Below are 17,066 nucleotides of genomic sequence, written 5' to 3' on the forward strand. Positions count from 1 at the left end.
GAGGCAAGGGGCTTCAGGAAAAATTGGTCGGGACGAGAGGATTCGAACCTCCGACCCCCACACCCCCAGTGTGATGCGCTACCAGGCTGCGCTACGTCCCGACCGGAGCGCGGCCTATAGGCAGGTCCGTTCGGATGCGCAAGCGGGCACATGAGAGTTTTTCGCCGCGCGCAGGGAGCAGTTGAACCAACACATTGATGGCCTATCTGTCCACCGCCAAGGATGATGACGCGCTTGGTGCGCGCGTTGCCACGGCTGCGCTTTGTTGCTAACCGCGCGCATTCGGTTGCGTCCGACAGCGGCTTTTTTCCGATGACGCGCACCAGTCGGCTGATTGCCCTGCAAGGCGATCCACCGGTGAGACAGTTACAAAAGGCCCGTTATTCTCATGAACAGCTCGATCATCGCCCAGCTCGCCGCCGCCGCGCCTGCCGGCGCGCCGCCAGCCTGGATCACGTACATGCCTTTCGTGGCCATGGCGCTGATCTTCTGGTTCCTGATCCTGCGTCCGCAGATGAAGCAGCAGAAAGAGCATAAGGCCAAGCTCTCATCCCTGAAAAAGGGTGACGAAGTGCTGACCGGCGGTGGTTTCGTAGGCAAGATCGTCAAGGTTGATGACAATTACGCCGAGGTCGAACTGGCGCAGGGCCTGAAGGTCAAGGCGCTCAAGTCCACCATCGTCGATGTGATCCCGCCCGCCGGCGCCAAGCCCGCGAACGATTGATCCTGCCCGATTTTCCAGGGCACGGCGCAGCGCTTTGCCCCTTTGGAGCGAAACGATAGGCGATGCTTGAATTTCCCACTTGGAAGAAGGCTTGGTACTGGGGACTTACTGCGGTCCTGTGCGCGCTTGCGTTGCCGACCTTGCTATCCTTTACCAATATTCGCTGGCCCGACGCCCTGCCGCATCCCAAGATCAACTTGGGGCTGGATCTTGCTGGCGGTTCGCGCCTGCTGCTCGAAGCGAACCGTAATCAGGTTATCCAGCAGCGGCTTGAAGGTATGGAGGAATCCGTGCGGACCAAGCTGCGAACGGCTACTCCCGCAATCGGCATAGGTGATGTCTCGAGCCGGGGAGGGCGACTGTCTTTCACCGTGCGCGACTCAGGGCAGGTCGACGCCGCTCGCGAAGCGATGCTGCCGTTGACTACCGGAGCCGGTCTCTCCGGGCAGCGTGACTGGGATATCCAGGTCGTGAACGGCAACCAGTTCGTTCTTGCCCCCACGGCTGAAGGCATCGACCTGGCCGTTAGCAACGCTATGGAAACGGCGGTTGAAGTTGTCCGCAAGCGTATTGACGCTTTGGGCACCAAGGAACCTGACATTCGCCGTCTGGGTGGCACGCGTATCGACGTTCAGGTGCCGGGTCTGCAGGATCCGGCGCAGTTGAAGTCTTTGCTGGGCCAAACAGCAAAGCTTGAATTCAAGATGGTCGATGAAACGGCCAATCCGGCCGATCTTGCGCAGGGCATCGTGCCTCCGGGCGACGAAGTGGTTCCCTATGCGGAAGCAGGAACCACCGGTCAGCCGGCCGTTATCGCAGTAAAGCGTCTTGGCGGCATCAAGGGTGACGAACTGACGGACGCCAAGCAGGCGTTCGAACCTCAGTCTAATCAGCCAGTGGTGTCGATCACGTTCAATCAGTCCGGTGGCGAGAAGTTCGCCCGCCTGACTAGCGAGAACGTCGGCAAGCGCTTTGCCATCATTCTTGATGGCAAAGTCCTCTCCGCGCCGAGCATCAACGAGCCGATCCTGGGCGGCAGCGCTCAAATTTCTGGTAGCTTCAGCGTTCAGTCCGCAACTCAGCTGGCAATCGCTCTGCGATCCGGCGCGCTCCCGGTCGACCTGACCGTCGTCGAGGAACGCACCGTCGGACCAGACCTTGGCGCCGATTCAATCCAAAAGGGCATCGTCGCCATGGCGGTCGGTACTGCCCTGCTGATGCTGTTTATTTTCTTCAGCTATGGCCGATTTGGATTTTACGCCAACGTCGCGCTGATCGTGAATCTGACGATGATCCTTGGTGTCATGGCTATTTTCGGCACGACATTGACATTGCCCGGCATCGCGGGCTTCGTGTTGACCATCGGCGCCGCGGTCGATGCGAACGTGCTGATCAATGAACGTATCCGGGAAGAGCGCAATAAGGGCCGACGTGTCGTCCAGTCCGTGGAACTGGGCTACAAGGAAGCCAGCCGCGCGATCTTCGATGCGAATATCACCAACTCCATTGCGGCGGTGCTGATGTTCACGTTCGGCTCCGGTCCGGTCCGGGGATTTGCCGTGGTGCTCATGATCGGCATCGTGACTTCGGTGTTCACTGCCGTGACACTGACGCGGATGTGGGTGGCCGGATGGCTGCGCAAGACCCGTCCCGCTACGATCAATATATAAGAGGAACCGGCGATGAAGCTCCTTAAGCTCGTTCCCGATCACACCAACATTCACTTCCTGAAGTGGCAGTGGCCTTTCTTCATTTCGAACATCGCGGCCATGATCGCATCGGTGGTGCTGGTTTTCACCTATGGCCTGAATTTCGGTGTGGACTTCGAAGGCGGTCAGATGATCCGCGTCACGTTCACGCAGTCGGCGGAAGCCCCGGTGGCGAAGCTGCGTCAATCGGTCGATAAGCTGGGTTTCGGCGAACCGACTATTCAGCCTTTCGGCAAGCCGAACGAAGTATCCATCCGCATGAAGTTGCCGGAAGGCGCGGATAGCCAGCCAGCGCTGGCCGACGCCATGGCCAAGACGATCACCGCGAAAGTCCGGTCCGATTTCAAGGACGCTCGGATCGACGGAGTGGATTCGGTATCGGGCAAGGTTTCCAGCGAACTGTGGAAATCTGGCGGTACGGCGCTGGCCTTGGCAATGATCGCAATCTCGATCTACATCTGGGTGCGGTTTGAGTGGCAGTTCGGTGTGGGCGCGCTGTTTGCTTTGCTACAGGACGTCGTTCTTACGGTCGGCATGTTCGCGCTCACTCAGATGGAGTTCGACCTCAACATCGTTGCGGCGCTGCTGACCCTTATCGGGTATTCGTTGAACGATAAGATCGTGGTCTACGACCGTATTCGCGAGAACCTGAAGAAGCACCGCCGTATGCCGATGGAGCAGTTGCTCGATCTTTCGGTGAACGAAACCCTGGCGCGCACGATCGCCACATCGCTTTCGTTGCTGATCATGCTCGTTGCGCTGCTGGTTCTTGGACCTGACGTGATATTCGGTTTCACAGCGGCGATCACGCTTGGCATCGTCATTGGTACTTACAGTTCCATCTTCATGTCCGCACCAATCCTGATTTGGCTCGGCGTGAAGCCCGATAGCTTCGTTGCCGCCGAGTCTGCCATTGATCGCCAAGACCGTCTCGCGCGCGAAGCCAGCCCGAAGGGCTAAGGGGTATCCTGGTGCAATATAAAAAGGGCGGCCCGAAAGAGCCGCCCTTTTTTACGCGATATCATACTGTTGCCCGCTATTTCGGTCGGGTGAGCACTTTTGCCAAGCTGACAAATTCGTCGACGGAAAGTGTTTCAGCGCGCCGCTGAACATCGATGTCGAGGCTTTCCGCAGCTTCAAGCGCGCCAGGCACACCTTTCAGGCTTTGACGCAACATCTTGCGACGTTGCCCGAATGCCGCCTCGGTCACACGCTCCAGCATTCGCATAGATACGCCTTCGGGTGCGTTGATAGGTTGGACGTGAACGATTGCTGACATCACCTTAGGCGGCGGCGTAAAAGCGCTGCGGTGCACTTTCATCGCCAGCTTCGCGTGACTGCGCCATTGCGCGAGAACCGCAAGGCGCCCGTACGCGGAACTGTCCGGTTCGGCGACGATGCGGCGAGCAACCTCTTCCTGGAACATCAGCGTCAATGAAGCCCACTGTGGGGGCCACGCCTCGCCCGAAAGCCAGCCTATGAACAAAGCTGTTCCGACGTTGTAAGGCAGATTCGCCACGATATGATACGAACCATCGAACAGACCTGCCGCATCGATCTTCAACGCATCGCCTTCGATGACGGTCAGTTGGCCCGGAAAAGCCACATTCAGTTCCGCCAGTGCAGGTAGGCAGCGCCGATCCATTTCGATCGCCGTCACCTTGGCACCGGCCCGCAATAGTGCGCGGGTCAGACCGCCGGGTCCGGGACCGACTTCCAGAACACTCGCTCCGTCCAGTTTTCCGGGTATGGCCGAGATGCGATCGAGCAAATGTTCGTCGAAAAGAAAATTCTGACCGAGCGACTTCGACGCCGACAGGCCATGCCGGGCGATGATTTCGCGCAAAGGCGGCAGCGGGGATTGGGGTTCGGTCGTCATGATGATCGGCGCATCGCGCATTCGCCGGCCATGCGAATTGCTGCGATCAAGGCGCCGGCGCTGGCAAGGTTTTTGCCGGCGATGGCAAATGCCGTTCCGTGGTCTGGGGACGTGCGCACGATGGGAAGACCAAGCGTCACGTTCACGCCCTGATCGAAATCGAGGGCTTTGATCGGGATAAGCGCCTGATCATGATACATGCACAGTGCCACGTCATAATTTGAACGCTCATGAGCCGCGAAAAGGGCATCCGCTGGATGAGGCCCGGTTACTGATAGGCCTTCCAACTTGAGCGCCGCGATTGCCGGCGCGATAATGTCACGCTCCTCGACACCGATGCGACCATCCTCCCCCGCGTGGGGATTAAGACCGGTTATGGCTATTCGAGGCGTCTTTAACCCGAAATCGCTGGAAAGGGCACGGGCGATGATCCGCGCTTTGCTCTGAATGAGATGCTGAGTGATCGATGATGGCACATCGGCAACGGGAATGTGGATTGTAAGCGGGACCGTCCGTAGAGAAGGGCCTGCCAGCATCATTACCGCGTCATCGTGAGCCAACCCGCATGCGTCTGCCAAGAATTCAGTCTGGCCGGGCTGGATAAATCCCGCGAGAGCGAGCCGGGATTTTGCTATAGGGCCGGTGACTAGAGCGCTCGCCTGTCCGCCCCGCGCCAAGTCTGTGGCGACCGTCAGAGAACGGAGCGCTAGATTTGCGCCTTCCAACGTCGGACTACCGAAGGAAGGTAAGCAATCCTCGTTCCCGAATACGGGTAGGGCGGTGTCAAACGTTGTTAGCACGGTGTCGAGATCGAAGACACGTTCTACCGGCAAGTCGATGCCCCGAGTGGCCGCCGCAGCGCGCAGTACGCTTGCACCACCCGCGACGAAAAACGGCGGCAAGGCGAATTCTTCTCTCCGCTTCCAGGCCTCGGCGATCAATTCCGGCGCAACGCCAGCGGGATCGCCAAGCGATATCGCCAAAGGCAACATAACGCCCGGCGCTGCCCTGGCGATCGTCATGTCAGCCTGCCTGTTATCAGTTGTATTCGATGATCGCGTCGCGGCGAAGATCGCGGAGGTAGGTCTGTGCGCGCTTGTTGACGCGATCGTCTTCCAACTGTGACTGTAGCTGTTCGAAACTAGGACCGTCATTTACCTGCGGATCGTCGCGGCCACACAGCATCAGGATGCGAACGCCGTCTTCGAGCGAGCCGAAGGGGGGCAACGTCTCTCCCGGAGACAGCTGCAGGACAGCGTTTTGGATCTGCCCGGGAAGATCGCGTGCCTTGACCTGATCGTTGGTGACGACCTGCGCTCCCAAGCCATTTGCGACCTTGTCAACATCGCCGCAGCCCTTCGCTGCCTTCATCGAGGCAGCAAAGGTCTCTGCGCGCTTGCTCGCCTGTGCTTCAGTAATGCCTTTCTGGAAGGGCAGAGAAATCTGCTTGAGCGAAAGCACGGCATCGCGGGGATCGGAGGTCAGCACCTGGCGCTTGTCGATCAAATAAAGAATGTCAAAGCCGCCCGGCACTTCTACTGGACCGACCAGTTGTCCGGGTTGCATGTCGCGCGCGACGTTCCCGAGTTCGGCCGGCAACTGCGCCAGCCTGACCCACCCAAGATCACCGCCGACCGATGCCGTGGTGGCTTCGGAGTACTGACGGGCATAGGCAACGAAACTGCCTCCCTGGCGAAGCTGCTGGACAATTTTGTTTGCGTTATCGAGAACTTGCTGGCGAGCGTCGGGCGCTGCCGATAGGTAAATTTCGCCCAGGCGGTACTCGTCGGTACCTTTCGCTGCTTTTAGACGCGCAAGGTTTTCGTTCACTTCATCGTCCGAGACGTTGATGAACGGTTGGACATTGCGCTGAAGCAGACGCTGCCACGATAGCTCGCCACGGATCTGGCGTTTGAGCGAATCCGGCGAAGAGCCGACGCGCTTTAGATAAGCGTCCATGGCCCCGACGTTCTGATTGAAATTCTGCTGCGCAACGCGCGCATAAGATTGATCCACTTCGGCATCGCTCACCGCTACGTCGGCGGCCTTGGCTTCCTGGATCTGGAGGGTTTCATCAATCAAGTTGCGAAGAACCTGCAGGCGCAGACGCTTCATTTCCTCTTCGTCGATCTTGCCCTGATTGGCGGCTACGATGAGCGCCAGCCGCTGGTCAACGTCGGTGCCGGTGATGACATCGCCATTCACGACCGCGGTCGCGCGCCGTACATTCGGATTGTCGGTGCCGAACAGCTTCACATTGTCAGGGATCACGATTTCCCCCTGGGGGGCGGACTGCGCACCGGCAGCACCGGCACCGAGCGCGGTCGATATGGCTGCCAGGCTGGCGACGCAAAGAGCAGCGCGCGTGATGAACCTGTTACGATTGACTGCTTGCACCGTGATCAAAATCCCGTTTCCGACCGGCATGGAGCCGTATCCAATAGCGCGCCACCGACCGTTCCAAGCCAGTGGCGCCGCCCTTGCGCTTTTGCCCTGCGGCGGCTTAACTGAAAATGAGCACACCCGATAGCGGCTTTGCCGTCGCCTGCCAATGTTTCGGCCCGGTGACCGACCAGTTCGTTGTCGTAGCCATCACCTCGCCCCGATGTTTTTGAGCGCAAAGCCGAGGGTGAATGAGTTACCCCGCCGGACATCGCCGATGGCCACATAGTCGCGCCGCCATGTTAAAGAAATTTGCAGACAGTCATCTTCATATGCAGCGCCTAGGCGGGTGCGCAGCGGCTGGAAGCCGTTGGATCCGTTATTTGGGTCTTCCGCACGCGAGGTCATGTTGACGACGGCGGATCCGAATAGCGACCAGTAATTGGCGAACGCGATGCGCCCGGCGGCTCGCAATTCTTCCCGGTCCTGAAGATCTTCGATGTCGGCGGAGATATCGCGGTTCAGCTTGGTGTAGCCGACCTCGATATAGCTTCGGGTGTTGCCGACCACGGCATCGAATTCATTGCGGCGGACGGCAAGAGTGTCCTTATCCAGCCGGAAGCGGTGGATGAAATTCACCAGGTCGCGATAACGAACTTCGGTACGGCCAACGATGTCTGACGTCTTGTTGGCAAGGCCGGTTCCGTCGGGCAGCACCGTGGCGCGGTTGCTCAGGCGGACAGATTGACCGACGGTTGTCTTGATCCGCCAGCGCGGTCGTTCGAACTGCCAGTCGAACCCGTACGTGAAGCGAACGCCGTCTTCGATCCGGTCGTAGCCGGGGAAGCGATTGAGCGCGAAGAGGTTGCCGGTGTCGAGTTCTAGCGCTCGGGAGTCCTCGTTTGGTATGTCGAGGTTCTTGAGTTTAGGGCTGGCGACCATCTGGATGCGTGGCGTCAGGACCTGCGTACCGCCCAGGAACTGGCCCACGAAAGGCCACTTCACGTCAACGGCAGCAGTGGCGACGCCGCGCCCCTGCCACCCGCCGGTCCCGCGATAGAGCAATGTAGGCGTGTCGAGGTTCTCGTCCGAGTGATAGACATCACCCCGCACCAGTCCGGTCAGCGTGATTTCCTGGCCCATCCCGGTGAGGCGGCGCAGCGACCACTGGCCGCTTGCGAAGGCCCGCTGCGTATCCTGCCCTGCCGAGCGGGAGATCGCCATGGAGTTCGCCTGCAGTTCAAACAAGCCGCCCAGCAAGGGATCCTGGATGCGGCGGCGATAGTCGATCACCGGCAACGCCACCGGTATTTGCCCTTGCACGCGGCTCGACTGCATCGTCTGGGTGGCGTATCCCGCGAACGAGAAATAGCTGTCCTCATCGATGCGCTCCACTTCAATCATGGAACGCAGACGGTCATCGCGGCTGAGATCGTAGCGGCGCAGGAACGTCCGGTCGGTGGCGCGGCGGATGGAGCCCGTCACGCTCCAGTTGTCGTCCAACTGGAAGCGGCCATTGGCGAAGATGTACCCGCGAAAATCGCGCTGGCTGTCTAGGGCGCCGTTGCCGTCACCTCCGAAGATCGGGATGCGGCTGCTGGCGGTCGCATATCCGGTGATCTGATACGCGCCACGCTCGGTGAGGGCACGATACTCCATCGACGCCATCGGCGCCGCTTTGGTGAAGGCCGAAAGCGTGCCGGTGAGGTCGCGGTTCTCGGCAATCTTCCAGTAGTAGGATTGCGCAAGCTCGAAACCGTTTGACGGGCTGGAGCGAATGTCCGGCATCAAGAACCCAGAGACGGAGCCGCCGTCTGTTCCCACCGTTAGGCCTAGTAGCGGCAATTGGATCAAACCGAACAGTTCGATCCGGGCGTTCTTGAAGCTGACCCGTTTGTTCGTGTCGGAATAGATTACCCGCTTGGCCAGGATGCGCCAGGTCGGCTTTTTCGGACAGCCATCGTCGTCGGTAACGTCGCACCCGGTGTACGCGGCCTGGTTCAGAATTACGTCACCGTTGGCGATCCGCTCACCTTTCAGCGCTGCAAGGCGACCCCCTTCACGCAGGACCAGAAGCAGATTTTCCATCATGCCGGTCTTGAGCTCGTCGGTCAGTTCCAACCGCTCGGTATAGAGCTGGTTGCCATCCTGATCGACCAGACGAACATTGCCGCTGGCAACGATCTGTCCTGAGTTGCGGTCCCATGTCACGGTGTCGGACCGGACGGACTGCACCTGTCCCTTGTCGTCACGACGGCGCAGGACGACGTTTCCGTTTGCCGTCACCCGCTCGTTGTCGGTTGCGTATTCCACATTGTCGGCCTCGAACGCGACCGGCTCCGTATCGCCGGTAGAAGGCGGCGGCGCGGCGGGGGCGCCGGCGATGGGGGCGGTGTCGACCTGGCGCGACAGATCCTGCGCATGGGCAGTTTTTGGCAGCAGGAAAAGGAGCGGAACTGCGGCGATGCCAACGGCCAAAGCGCGCAGCGAAGGGCTTCGCAAGCGGCGGTCCTGGTGTCGGGTCGAGGCTTGCAGTGAGGTCTGCGCGGCTGGGAGCATGGCTTGCCTATCGCACCGGCTGTGCCTAACTGCAATCCAGTGATGCGGTGAAGCGCATAAGAACGATGCTTCATAGCAACAGTTCAGGAGAATCCATGAATATCCAGTTCCTTGGCGCGGCGGCAAATGCCAGTGCTCCCTTGGTCGCCCGGTTCGTAAACAAGGACGCGTTGCCGTCCGACCTGAATCCGGTGCTGGCGGAAGCGGCGAAGCGGGCGCGGTTCGCAGGCAAGGTGGATCAGGTGTTCGACGGATTCGCCGAAGTCGATGGCAAAATCGTACGCGTGGCGCTGGCTGGTCTCGGTGAACCTTCGGCCAAAGACCGCAAGGGCGCGATCGAGCGCGCAGGCGCAAAGGTAGTCGCCCAGTACCTCACCAGCGGCGAAAAGGCCCTGACGCTCGACCTGACCGATGCTGGACTTGACGCAGATGAAGCCGCTGGCCTGCTACTAGGGGCAGTGCTGCGGTCCTGGCGTCATGACGTTTATCGCACCAAGCTCAAGGCCGAGGCCAAGCCCAGCCTGACCGACATAGCCGTGATCGGCGCGCCGGCAGGGACCGAGGCGGCATGGGAAATCGAACAGGCGATTGCGCAGGGCGTTGCTTTTACCCGCGAACTCGTAACGGAACCGGCCAACATCATCTATCCCGAAAGCTTCGTGGAACGCTGCACGGCGTGCATGGAAGGCACGGGGATCACCATCCGCGTGCTGGACGAAAAGGAGATGGCTCAGCTAGGCATGGGTTCCTTGCTGGGCGTGGCGCAGGGTTCGGTTCGCCCCGCACGCATCTTGGTAATGGAATGGCTGGGCGGTACGCCGGGCGAGCAGCCGGTTGCTTTCGTTGGCAAGGGTGTGACGTTCGACACCGGCGGCATCTCGATCAAGCCTGCCGCCGGCATGGAAGACATGAAGTGGGACATGGGTGGAGCCGGAGCCGTCGCTGGCACGATGCTCGCTCTCGGCCTGCGCAAGGCGAAGGCGAATGTCATCGGCGTGTGTGGTCTGGTGGAGAACATGCCGGACGGTAACGCGCAGCGTCCGGGCGATGTCGTTACTTCCATGTCTGGGCAGACCATCGAAGTGATCAACACCGATGCAGAAGGTCGCCTGGTCCTCTGTGATGCCCTTACGTACGTGCAACGCGAGTATAAGCCGGCCAAAATCGTCGATCTGGCAACCCTGACCGGTGCGATCATCCTCAGCCTTGCGCACGAGTACGCGGGCTTGTTCTCCAATAACGATGACCTTGCGCGGCAACTGAACGCGGCGGGCGATGCGTCAGGCGATCTGTTGTGGCGCATGCCGATGGGTCCGACGTACGACAAGCTGATCGATAGCCCGATTGCCGACATCAAGAACGTCGGCCCCCGCTTCGGCGGCTCGATCACTGCGGCGCAGTTCCTGCTGCGTTTCATCGAGAACGATACCCCCTGGGCGCATCTCGACATCGCCGGCACCGTCTGGACCGACAAGGCTGGAGCCACGTGGGACAAAGGCGCAACCGGTTTTGGCGTGCGTCTTCTCGATCGGTTCGTGCGCGACACACTGGAAGGCTGACGCCAATGCCTCGCATGTGGCGCAAAGGGGATTTGCCTCAAAAGATTTGCGCCGCATGCCACCTGCCGTTCAGCTGGCGGAAGAAGTGGGAGCGTGATTGGGACGCGGTACGTTATTGCTCCGACCGCTGCCGCCGCGCAGGTGCCACTCCTCCAAGTTCGGTGCCGACCAAGTGAGGGCGCTATGAGGGTCGATTTCTATCAGTTGAGCCGTGACCCGGCCGAAGCGGCGCTCCCGTTGATCGCGCGCAAGGTCGTCTCTGGCGGCGCTCGTCTGCTTGTCGTCGCCGATGACGCTGAGCAAAGGGAACGGATCTCGCGGAGCTTATGGTCGCTGACGCACGACACATTCCTTGCGCATGGCAATGCCGGGGACGGCAACGAGGATCGACAGCCGATCCTTTTGTCGGACAAGGCGCAGCCTGCAAATGGGGCCACTTTTCTGGCAATCGCGGATGGACGCTGGCGCGAGGGGGAGACGGCTTTCGCCCGCACGTTTTATCTCTTCGATGACGAGAGCGTGCAGGCTGCCCGGCAGGTATGGCGGGAACTGCGAGGCCGGGACGGCGTCGAGCACTTCTATTGGAAGCAGGAAGGCAGTCGCTGGGTTCAGGCTGGCTAAATGGATGAGCAATTGCGCCGCGTCGCGACTTGCTGACGGCGGCAAACCCGGCTAGGGGCGCGCCCAACATCCACCGTTTGTTATTTCTGCAAGGAACAGTCCCATGGCGGTTACCCGCACCTTCTCGATCATCAAGCCCGACGCGACCCGCCGCAACCTGACCGGCGCCGTCACCAAGATGCTCGAGGAAGCCGGCCTGCGCGTCGTTGCTTCGAAGCGCATCCAGATGTCGAAAGAACAGGCGGAAGGGTTCTACGCCGTTCATGCAGAGCGCCCTTTCTTCAACGACCTGGTGTCGTTCATGATCTCCGGCCCGGTCGTGGTCCAGGTGTTGGAAGGGGAAGACGCCGTGAAGCGCAACCGTGACATCATGGGCGCGACGAACCCTGAGAATGCCGACGCCGGAACGATCCGCAAGGAATTGGCCGAATCCATTGAAGCGAACTCGGTGCACGGTTCCGATTCCGAAGAAAATGCCGCGATCGAAATCGCCTACTTCTTCAAGCCGGAAGAAATCGTCGGGTAATTCACCCGGTTAAAGATTCGCAATCTGGAAGAAGATCGCCGGTTTCGGCGGCCTTTTTCTTTTGGCGGGATGAGTAAATACACTTATCGCCCGGGCAGGGGCGCAATCCGCAGGGGCATTGATTCGAATGATAAAAACGATCGTGATCGCCGCAACGCTGTCGTTCTGTGGCGCCGTGCTCGTTTCCCATGCGGCGCACCTAGTCGAACCCAAGCAGGGCATGCTTGTCGCCACTGCAACGACAGCGGAAGTTGCGGACAAGCCCTAAAAAGCTTCTGCATCCTTGAGTGCAGTGGCCAGTTTGCGCGGCGCTATTTCGCGCCACGACCGGGCAATCCATTCTCCAGGGCCGTCCCAGTCCGTATCGCCCAGATCAAGCCGGATGCCGACCCAGCCATCGCCGAAGTAGGCAGGCCGAAAATATCGCTCGGGATCCTGCTCGATCAATTCAGACTGTTCGTCAGCGCCGCTGATCTTGACCAAGAGCGCGATGCGACCATCGCCGTGGTGGTCGGCGCTGAAATAGGCGAACTTTTTTCCCTTGATCACGCCGAAGCAAGCCATGCCGTGGCTGATCGTCTCTTCGACCTGGGGCATGGCAAGAGCCCGACTGCGCACTTGCGCAAGCAGCCATTCCGGCTGTTGCTCTCGCGTGACCAAGTGAGCGAGGCAGCGCGAATAGAGCTGATGCTCAGCTATCAGCACGCGCGCTGCAAGACTGTCCGCCGTATCACCCGGCAAGATCGCGACCGGCGTCTGGCCCAGAACAGGCCCGTCATCGAGTTCGGCCGTGACCAGATGTACGGTCACCCCGCCATGGCTGTCGCCGGCCTCGATTGCCCGGTCGTGCGTGTGCAGGCCTGTGTATTTGGGAAGCAATGACGGATGGATATTCACCATCCTGCCATCCCATTTGCCGACGAACTCAGGCGTCAGAATGCGCATGTAACCAGCGAGCGCGACCCACTGTGCACCGCTTTTTCGGATTGCCGCATCCATGGCGGCGTCGTGATCCGCCCGGTTCATGCCTTTATGGCTCAGGGCAAACGTCGTGACACCCTCGGCTTCGGCCAGACGGAGGCCCTTGGCATCAGGGTCGTTCGCAGCGACGAGGACGATCTCGTAAGGGCAGTCCGCCGCGCGGCTCGCATAGAGCAGCGCGGCCATATTGGTGCCGCTTCCTGAAATCAGGACGGCAACCTTCTGGCGTCGGGCCTTCTCAGCCAAGGTGGACCGCTTCCCATTGTTCGCGGGCTGACCACACTTCAGCTGACCCTTGGACGGTACAGCCCTTTTCTCCCGGCTCGATCGTGCCAATGACGAAAACAGTTTCGCCTGCAGCTTCCAGATCAGCCTTGAGCGGGGCGGCCTCTTCTGCCGACACCGCCAGCACCATGCCGATGCCGCAGTTGAAAGTTCGGGCCATTTCGCCGGGCTCGATATGCCCCTGAGCTTGCAGGAAAGCCATCAGGCGTGGCTGTGGCCAGCTATCGGCATCGATTCGTGCGTGCAGACCCTTTGGCAGTACGCGGGGAATATTTTCCAGCAGACCGCCGCCGGTAATGTGCGCCAGCGCATGGATGCGCCCGGCGCGAATGAAGGGCAGCAGGCTTTTCACATAAATTCGGGTAGGGGCGATCAGCGCGTCAATCAGCAACTGTTCCTGATCGAACAGGGCAGGGCGGTCCAGCCTCCAGCCTTTGTCCGCAGCAAGCCGGCGCACAAGCGAGTATCCATTCGAATGCACACCGGATGACGCCAGACCAAGCAGAACGTCACCCGACGCCACCTTGTCGCCCGTCAGCTGCTCGCCGCGTTCTACCGCGCCAACGCAGAAACCGGCCAGGTCGTAGTCGCCTTCGGCATACATGCCTGGCATTTCCGCGGTTTCGCCGCCGATGAGGGCGCAGCCGGAAATCTTGCAGCCTTCCGCGATGCCAGCGACGACTCGCTCGGCCACCCCGTTCTCAAGCTTCCCGGTGGCGAAGTAATCGAGGAAGAACAGCGGCTCCGCGCCTTGAACGATCAGATCGTTGACGCACATGGCCACCAGATCGATGCCGATATGATCGTGCCGATCGTGGTCGATCGCCAGTTTTACCTTGGTGCCCACGCCGTCGTTGGCGGCGACCAGCAGCGGGTCCTTGTATCCCGCCGCGCGCGGATCGAAAAAGCCACCGAAGCCGCCAAGCTCCGCGTCGGCGCCTGGTCGCGCGGTGGATTTGGCGAGCGGGGCGATGGCCTTGACCAGCGCATTGCCGGCTGCAATCGAGACACCGGCCTGCTCGTAGCTGTAGCTCTTCGGAGAGTTATCGTCGGACATGTTGGCGCGCCTAGCGCTTTGTGACTTGGATTTCCATCGCCGTTTAGGCAAAAGGCCCCCGGTTTCGACAATGGCGATCACGATTTCCCCCGAACATGCGCGGTCTGCCCGCATCAGCCCATCACGGCGGAAGGCATTTGTGCTTGCCAGCGCGGTATTGCTTGCGCTGGCCGGGCTTAAAGCGGTCAGTCTGATCGCACAGGTGGAAGGCGATCGCGGGATCGCGCCGCTTGCCAATTCCGAAGACATTCAGGTCAACGGCATCCAGGTCGATGTCACCGGGAAGACCGGAGCCGAGGCAAGGCTGGCGGGCTGGAAACAGGCGGAAAAGGAAGCCTGGAAGAAGGTTGGTGGGCCTGACATGCCGATCGAATCGATCGATGCGATGGTTTCGTCGGTGGTGATCGGGCAGGAGCAGGTCGGCCCCAGGCGGTATATCGCGACACTTGGCATCATCTTCGACAAAGCCAAAGCGGGCCAGTACGTGGGTTCCGGGTCGGGACTAGGGCCGCGCTCTTCTCCGTTGCTGTTGATTCCCGTGCTACAATCTGGCGGGGTCCGGCAGGTATTCGAGGTTCGCGGGCCGTGGCAGCGGGCCTGGGCGGAATTCCAGACATCGACCAGCCCTATCGACTACGTGCGGCCGACGGGATCGGGAGGCGAATCGCTTATCCTCACGGCGGGTCAGGCGGGGCGCCGAAGCCGTCTCTGGTGGCGCACGGTCCTCGGTCAGTTCAATGCATCTGACGTTCTGATCCCTATCGCTCGTCTTGAACGGCAATGGCCAGGCGGACCGATCAACGGCACTTTTACGGCGCGCTATGGCCCCGACAACAAGTTCCTGGGTAGCTTCACGATGACCGCACCCAGCGAACAGGCGCTGCCCAAGATGCTGGAGCAAGCGGTCCTGCGCGTAGACGGACTGTATCGTGATGCCCTCACGCAAGGTGAACTGCAGCCCGATCCTACTATCAACGCGGGCGGTGCTGCGCTTGATCGCGCGTTCGAGGAATTGCGACAGAAGCTTATGCCTCAGGGAGAAGACCTGCCTGCCGCGCTTCCTTCGCAACCGGCACCGGTCATCCAATCTGAGGACGTAAGCAGTGCGCCAACAGAAACGGTAACGGTACAATTTGCCACGCCTGACGCGGCGGCGGTCGATGCTGCACTGGGCGCAGTTCGTGGTGCCCCCGGAGTACAAGGCGCAGCCACCGTCAGTCTCGCAATCGGTGGGACGTCCGTTATGCGCGTAACCGCCGTGGGAGGAGCGGAACGGCTTTCCGCAACGTTGCGTGGGCAAGGATGGAAGGTCTCCGGTGGCGGCAATGCGCTAAGGATCAGCCGCTAAGGCTGTGCTTTGCCATGAGGCAGATCGCCCTCCCGCTGTCCGCTGCAAGCGATAGCCCGCCACGCATTGTGGTCGGCAACGCGAATGCGGGGGTGGTCGATGCGCTGCTTAAACCTGACAAATGGCCGTTTCATACGGCAATTTTGACGGGGCCGACGCGTTCTGGAAAATCGCTGCTGACTCGATGGTTTTCCCAATCTGGAGCAGGGGATACGATCGACGAGGCGCAGGACGTTGGCGAGGATTTGCTTTTCCACCGCTGGAACCGGGCGCAGGAAACACGTAGACCGCTACTAATCGTGTCCGATCGGCGGTTCTCTTCCATCATGGAGGAAGCCGGCCACGAGCAACCACGCTGGCGCGTTGCTTTGCCGGATCTCGCTTCCCGGCTTGGCGCTGCGCTGGATCTGCAGATTGGAGAGCCGGACGACGATATGCTGGCAGGGCTGATCCAGGTTCATGCCGAGATGCGGGGAGTCGTATTGGACGAATCGGCAACCCGATACCTTGCAGGACGTTGTGAACGTAGCCACTTGAGCGTCGAACGTCTGGTTGCGGCGATCGACCGGCTTAGTCTCGAACGCAAGACCGCGCCGACAATGGCCATCTGGCGCGATGCCTTGATTGAGATTAAGGGCGGCAGCGCGACCTAGAACGTCGATGCATGAGGGCGTTTCCGAAAGCAGTAGTTTGCATTTCGGGCGATTTGATGGGAGTTTCGGGCAATGCTGGGTAATCTTGTCCGCTACCTGGATTCCGTAGTCGCGCGTGACCCTGCGCCACGTTCGCGGTGGGAAGTGATGCTCTATCCCGGCGTCTGGGCGCTGTTCTGGCATCGCATTGCCCATGCCTTGTTCAACGCTGACCTGTTTTTCCTAGCTCGCGCGGTAAATCATTTTTCCCGGTTCCTGACGGCGATCGACATTCACCCCGGCGCGCAGATAGGCCGCAATTTCTTCATTGATCATGGATTTACGGTCATCGGCGAGACGGCGGTGATAGGCAACAATGTCACGATTTATCAATGCGTGACGCTGGGTGGTTCCAATCCTACCAATGGCATTGGCGGGAAACGTCACCCCACGTTGATGGATAACGTCATCGTCGGGTCCGGTGCTCAGATTATCGGGCCGGTCACCATAGGTCAGCGCGCACGGATCGGCGCCAGTGCGGTGGTAACCGAAGACGTTCCGGAAGGCGCCACGATGATCGGCCTTAAGGCCCGCTCGACGCTGGTGAAGGCTGAAACCTATGCCAAGGAATTCATGCCTTACGGTACGCCTTGCAAAGAGCCGTGCGAGCCGGTTGGCGTGCAGCGCGATCAGCGGATCGAAGAACTTGAAGAGCAGGTCGCGCGGCTAACCGCGCAAGTGCAATCCTTGATCGACGCGCAGCACGATGATCGACCGCAAGAGACGGTCCTCAAGGGTATCTGA

17 protein-coding genes and 1 tRNA gene are annotated in these 17,066 nt (G+C 60.3%); 11 read left to right on the forward strand and 7 right to left on the reverse strand.

What is annotated here, in order from left to right:
• Positions 1 to 24: 24 nt before the first annotated feature.
• Positions 25 to 101, reverse strand: a tRNA-Pro gene (locus ACZ1JM_RS05455).
• Positions 102 to 388: 287 nt separating this feature from the next.
• Between ACZ1JM_RS05455 and yajC the strand changes: the two genes are divergently transcribed.
• From yajC to secF, 3 genes are all read left to right on the forward strand, one after another.
• The gene (gene yajC, locus ACZ1JM_RS05460; RefSeq protein WP_465133831.1) at positions 389 to 724 is read left to right on the forward strand and encodes a preprotein translocase subunit YajC; all 336 of its coding nucleotides are present in this window, start codon (positions 389 to 391) and stop codon (positions 722 to 724) included.
• A gap of 62 nt (positions 725 to 786) precedes the next feature.
• Complete coding sequence (gene secD, locus ACZ1JM_RS05465; RefSeq protein WP_465133832.1) at positions 787 to 2,394, forward strand: protein translocase subunit SecD; 1,608 nt, start codon at positions 787 to 789, stop codon at positions 2,392 to 2,394.
• Positions 2,395 to 2,406: 12 nt separating this feature from the next.
• Positions 2,407 to 3,393: a protein translocase subunit SecF gene (secF, locus tag ACZ1JM_RS05470; RefSeq protein ID WP_465133833.1), complete on the forward strand. Its 987-nt coding sequence runs from the start codon at positions 2,407 to 2,409 to the stop codon at positions 3,391 to 3,393.
• A 76-nt stretch (positions 3,394 to 3,469) separates the two neighbouring features.
• Here the strand turns inward: secF and rsmA are convergent, their stop codons facing one another.
• The 4 genes from rsmA to ACZ1JM_RS05490 form a co-directional block, all read right to left on the reverse strand.
• The gene (gene rsmA / locus ACZ1JM_RS05475; protein WP_465133834.1) at positions 3,470 to 4,312 is read right to left on the reverse strand and encodes a 16S rRNA (adenine(1518)-N(6)/adenine(1519)-N(6))-dimethyltransferase RsmA; all 843 of its coding nucleotides are present in this window, start codon (positions 4,310 to 4,312) and stop codon (positions 3,470 to 3,472) included.
• Positions 4,309 to 5,334 (reverse strand): 4-hydroxythreonine-4-phosphate dehydrogenase PdxA, encoded by a 1,026-nt coding sequence (pdxA, locus tag ACZ1JM_RS05480; RefSeq protein ID WP_465133835.1) that lies wholly within the window; start codon positions 5,332 to 5,334, stop codon positions 4,309 to 4,311. Before pdxA ends, rsmA begins: the two co-directional genes overlap by 4 nt.
• A 16-nt stretch (positions 5,335 to 5,350) precedes the next feature.
• The gene (locus ACZ1JM_RS05485; RefSeq protein ID WP_465133836.1) at positions 5,351 to 6,709 is read right to left on the reverse strand and encodes a peptidylprolyl isomerase; all 1,359 of its coding nucleotides are present in this window, start codon (positions 6,707 to 6,709) and stop codon (positions 5,351 to 5,353) included.
• Between the two features lie 195 nt (positions 6,710 to 6,904).
• On the reverse strand, positions 6,905 to 9,253 hold the full coding sequence (locus ACZ1JM_RS05490) for an LPS-assembly protein LptD (RefSeq protein WP_465133837.1): 2,349 nt from the start codon (positions 9,251 to 9,253) through the stop codon (positions 6,905 to 6,907).
• Between the two features lie 95 nt (positions 9,254 to 9,348).
• On the opposite strand from ACZ1JM_RS05490, the gene ACZ1JM_RS05495 reads away from it, so the two are divergent.
• The 5 genes from ACZ1JM_RS05495 (at position 9,349) to ACZ1JM_RS05515 (ending at position 12,227) form a co-directional block, all read left to right on the forward strand.
• A complete protein-coding gene (locus tag ACZ1JM_RS05495; protein WP_465133838.1) occupies positions 9,349 to 10,812 on the forward strand; it encodes a leucyl aminopeptidase in 1,464 nt (487 codons plus the stop codon).
• 5 nt (positions 10,813 to 10,817) lie between these two features.
• The gene (locus tag ACZ1JM_RS05500; protein ID WP_465133839.1) at positions 10,818 to 10,988 is read left to right on the forward strand and encodes a DUF2256 domain-containing protein; all 171 of its coding nucleotides are present in this window, start codon (positions 10,818 to 10,820) and stop codon (positions 10,986 to 10,988) included.
• Positions 10,989 to 10,995: 7 nt separating this feature from the next.
• Entirely contained in the window at positions 10,996 to 11,433 is a 438-nt protein-coding gene (locus tag ACZ1JM_RS05505) for a DNA polymerase III subunit chi (RefSeq protein WP_465133840.1), read from the forward strand.
• A 103-nt stretch (positions 11,434 to 11,536) separates the two neighbouring features.
• A complete protein-coding gene (gene ndk / locus ACZ1JM_RS05510) occupies positions 11,537 to 11,959 on the forward strand; it encodes a nucleoside-diphosphate kinase (RefSeq protein WP_036524317.1) in 423 nt (140 codons plus the stop codon).
• A gap of 127 nt (positions 11,960 to 12,086) precedes the next feature.
• Complete coding sequence (locus ACZ1JM_RS05515) at positions 12,087 to 12,227, forward strand: hypothetical protein (RefSeq protein WP_465133841.1); 141 nt, start codon at positions 12,087 to 12,089, stop codon at positions 12,225 to 12,227.
• On the opposite strand, the gene purN is transcribed toward ACZ1JM_RS05515, so the two are convergent.
• Complete coding sequence (gene purN, locus ACZ1JM_RS05520) at positions 12,224 to 13,126, reverse strand: phosphoribosylglycinamide formyltransferase (protein WP_465134990.1); 903 nt, start codon at positions 13,124 to 13,126, stop codon at positions 12,224 to 12,226. The genes ACZ1JM_RS05515 and purN overlap by 4 nt on opposite strands.
• Positions 13,127 to 13,178: 52 nt before the next feature.
• Positions 13,179 to 14,282, reverse strand: a complete 1,104-nt coding sequence (gene purM, locus ACZ1JM_RS05525; RefSeq protein WP_465133842.1) for a phosphoribosylformylglycinamidine cyclo-ligase — start codon at positions 14,280 to 14,282, stop codon at positions 13,179 to 13,181.
• Positions 14,283 to 14,352: 70 nt separating this feature from the next.
• Between purM and ACZ1JM_RS05530 the strand changes: the two genes are divergently transcribed.
• The 3 genes from ACZ1JM_RS05530 to epsC all read left to right on the forward strand — a co-directional run bounded on the left by ACZ1JM_RS05530 (position 14,353) and on the right by epsC (position 17,066).
• Complete coding sequence (locus ACZ1JM_RS05530) at positions 14,353 to 15,630, forward strand: heavy-metal-associated domain-containing protein (protein ID WP_465133843.1); 1,278 nt, start codon at positions 14,353 to 14,355, stop codon at positions 15,628 to 15,630.
• Between the two features lie 14 nt (positions 15,631 to 15,644).
• Positions 15,645 to 16,283 (forward strand): P-loop NTPase family protein, encoded by a 639-nt coding sequence (locus tag ACZ1JM_RS05535; RefSeq protein WP_465133844.1) that lies wholly within the window; start codon positions 15,645 to 15,647, stop codon positions 16,281 to 16,283.
• A gap of 72 nt (positions 16,284 to 16,355) precedes the next feature.
• Complete coding sequence (gene epsC, locus ACZ1JM_RS05540) at positions 16,356 to 17,066, forward strand: serine O-acetyltransferase EpsC (RefSeq protein WP_465133845.1); 711 nt, start codon at positions 16,356 to 16,358, stop codon at positions 17,064 to 17,066.

The organism is Novosphingobium sp. BL-S-24 (assembly GCF_055521575.1).

What these genes read in the sequence shown, in the direction of transcription:
- yajC (WP_465133831.1), top strand. Translation starts at nt 389, where the DNA reads ATGAACAGCTCGATCATCGCCCAGCTCGCCGCCGCCGCGCCTGCCGGC.
- secD (WP_465133832.1), top strand. Translation starts at nt 787, where the DNA reads ATGCTTGAATTTCCCACTTGGAAGAAGGCTTGGTACTGGGGACTTACT.
- secF (WP_465133833.1), top strand. Translation starts at nt 2,407, where the DNA reads ATGAAGCTCCTTAAGCTCGTTCCCGATCACACCAACATTCACTTCCTG.
- rsmA (WP_465133834.1), bottom strand. Translation starts at nt 4,312, where the DNA reads ATGACGACCGAACCCCAATCCCCGCTGCCGCCTTTGCGCGAAATCATC.
- pdxA (WP_465133835.1), bottom strand. Translation starts at nt 5,334, where the DNA reads ATGACGATCGCCAGGGCAGCGCCGGGCGTTATGTTGCCTTTGGCGATA.
- ACZ1JM_RS05490 (WP_465133837.1), bottom strand. Translation starts at nt 9,253, where the DNA reads ATGCTCCCAGCCGCGCAGACCTCACTGCAAGCCTCGACCCGACACCAG.
- ACZ1JM_RS05495 (WP_465133838.1), top strand. Translation starts at nt 9,349, where the DNA reads ATGAATATCCAGTTCCTTGGCGCGGCGGCAAATGCCAGTGCTCCCTTG.
- ACZ1JM_RS05500 (WP_465133839.1), top strand. Translation starts at nt 10,818, where the DNA reads ATGCCTCGCATGTGGCGCAAAGGGGATTTGCCTCAAAAGATTTGCGCC.
- ACZ1JM_RS05505 (WP_465133840.1), top strand. Translation starts at nt 10,996, where the DNA reads ATGAGGGTCGATTTCTATCAGTTGAGCCGTGACCCGGCCGAAGCGGCG.
- ndk (WP_036524317.1), top strand. Translation starts at nt 11,537, where the DNA reads ATGGCGGTTACCCGCACCTTCTCGATCATCAAGCCCGACGCGACCCGC.
- ACZ1JM_RS05515 (WP_465133841.1), top strand. Translation starts at nt 12,087, where the DNA reads ATGATAAAAACGATCGTGATCGCCGCAACGCTGTCGTTCTGTGGCGCC.
- purN (WP_465134990.1), bottom strand. Translation starts at nt 13,126, where the DNA reads ATGGCCGCGCTGCTCTATGCGAGCCGCGCGGCGGACTGCCCTTACGAG.
- purM (WP_465133842.1), bottom strand. Translation starts at nt 14,282, where the DNA reads ATGTCCGACGATAACTCTCCGAAGAGCTACAGCTACGAGCAGGCCGGT.
- ACZ1JM_RS05530 (WP_465133843.1), top strand. Translation starts at nt 14,353, where the DNA reads ATGGCGATCACGATTTCCCCCGAACATGCGCGGTCTGCCCGCATCAGC.
- ACZ1JM_RS05535 (WP_465133844.1), top strand. Translation starts at nt 15,645, where the DNA reads ATGAGGCAGATCGCCCTCCCGCTGTCCGCTGCAAGCGATAGCCCGCCA.
- epsC (WP_465133845.1), top strand. Translation starts at nt 16,356, where the DNA reads ATGCTGGGTAATCTTGTCCGCTACCTGGATTCCGTAGTCGCGCGTGAC.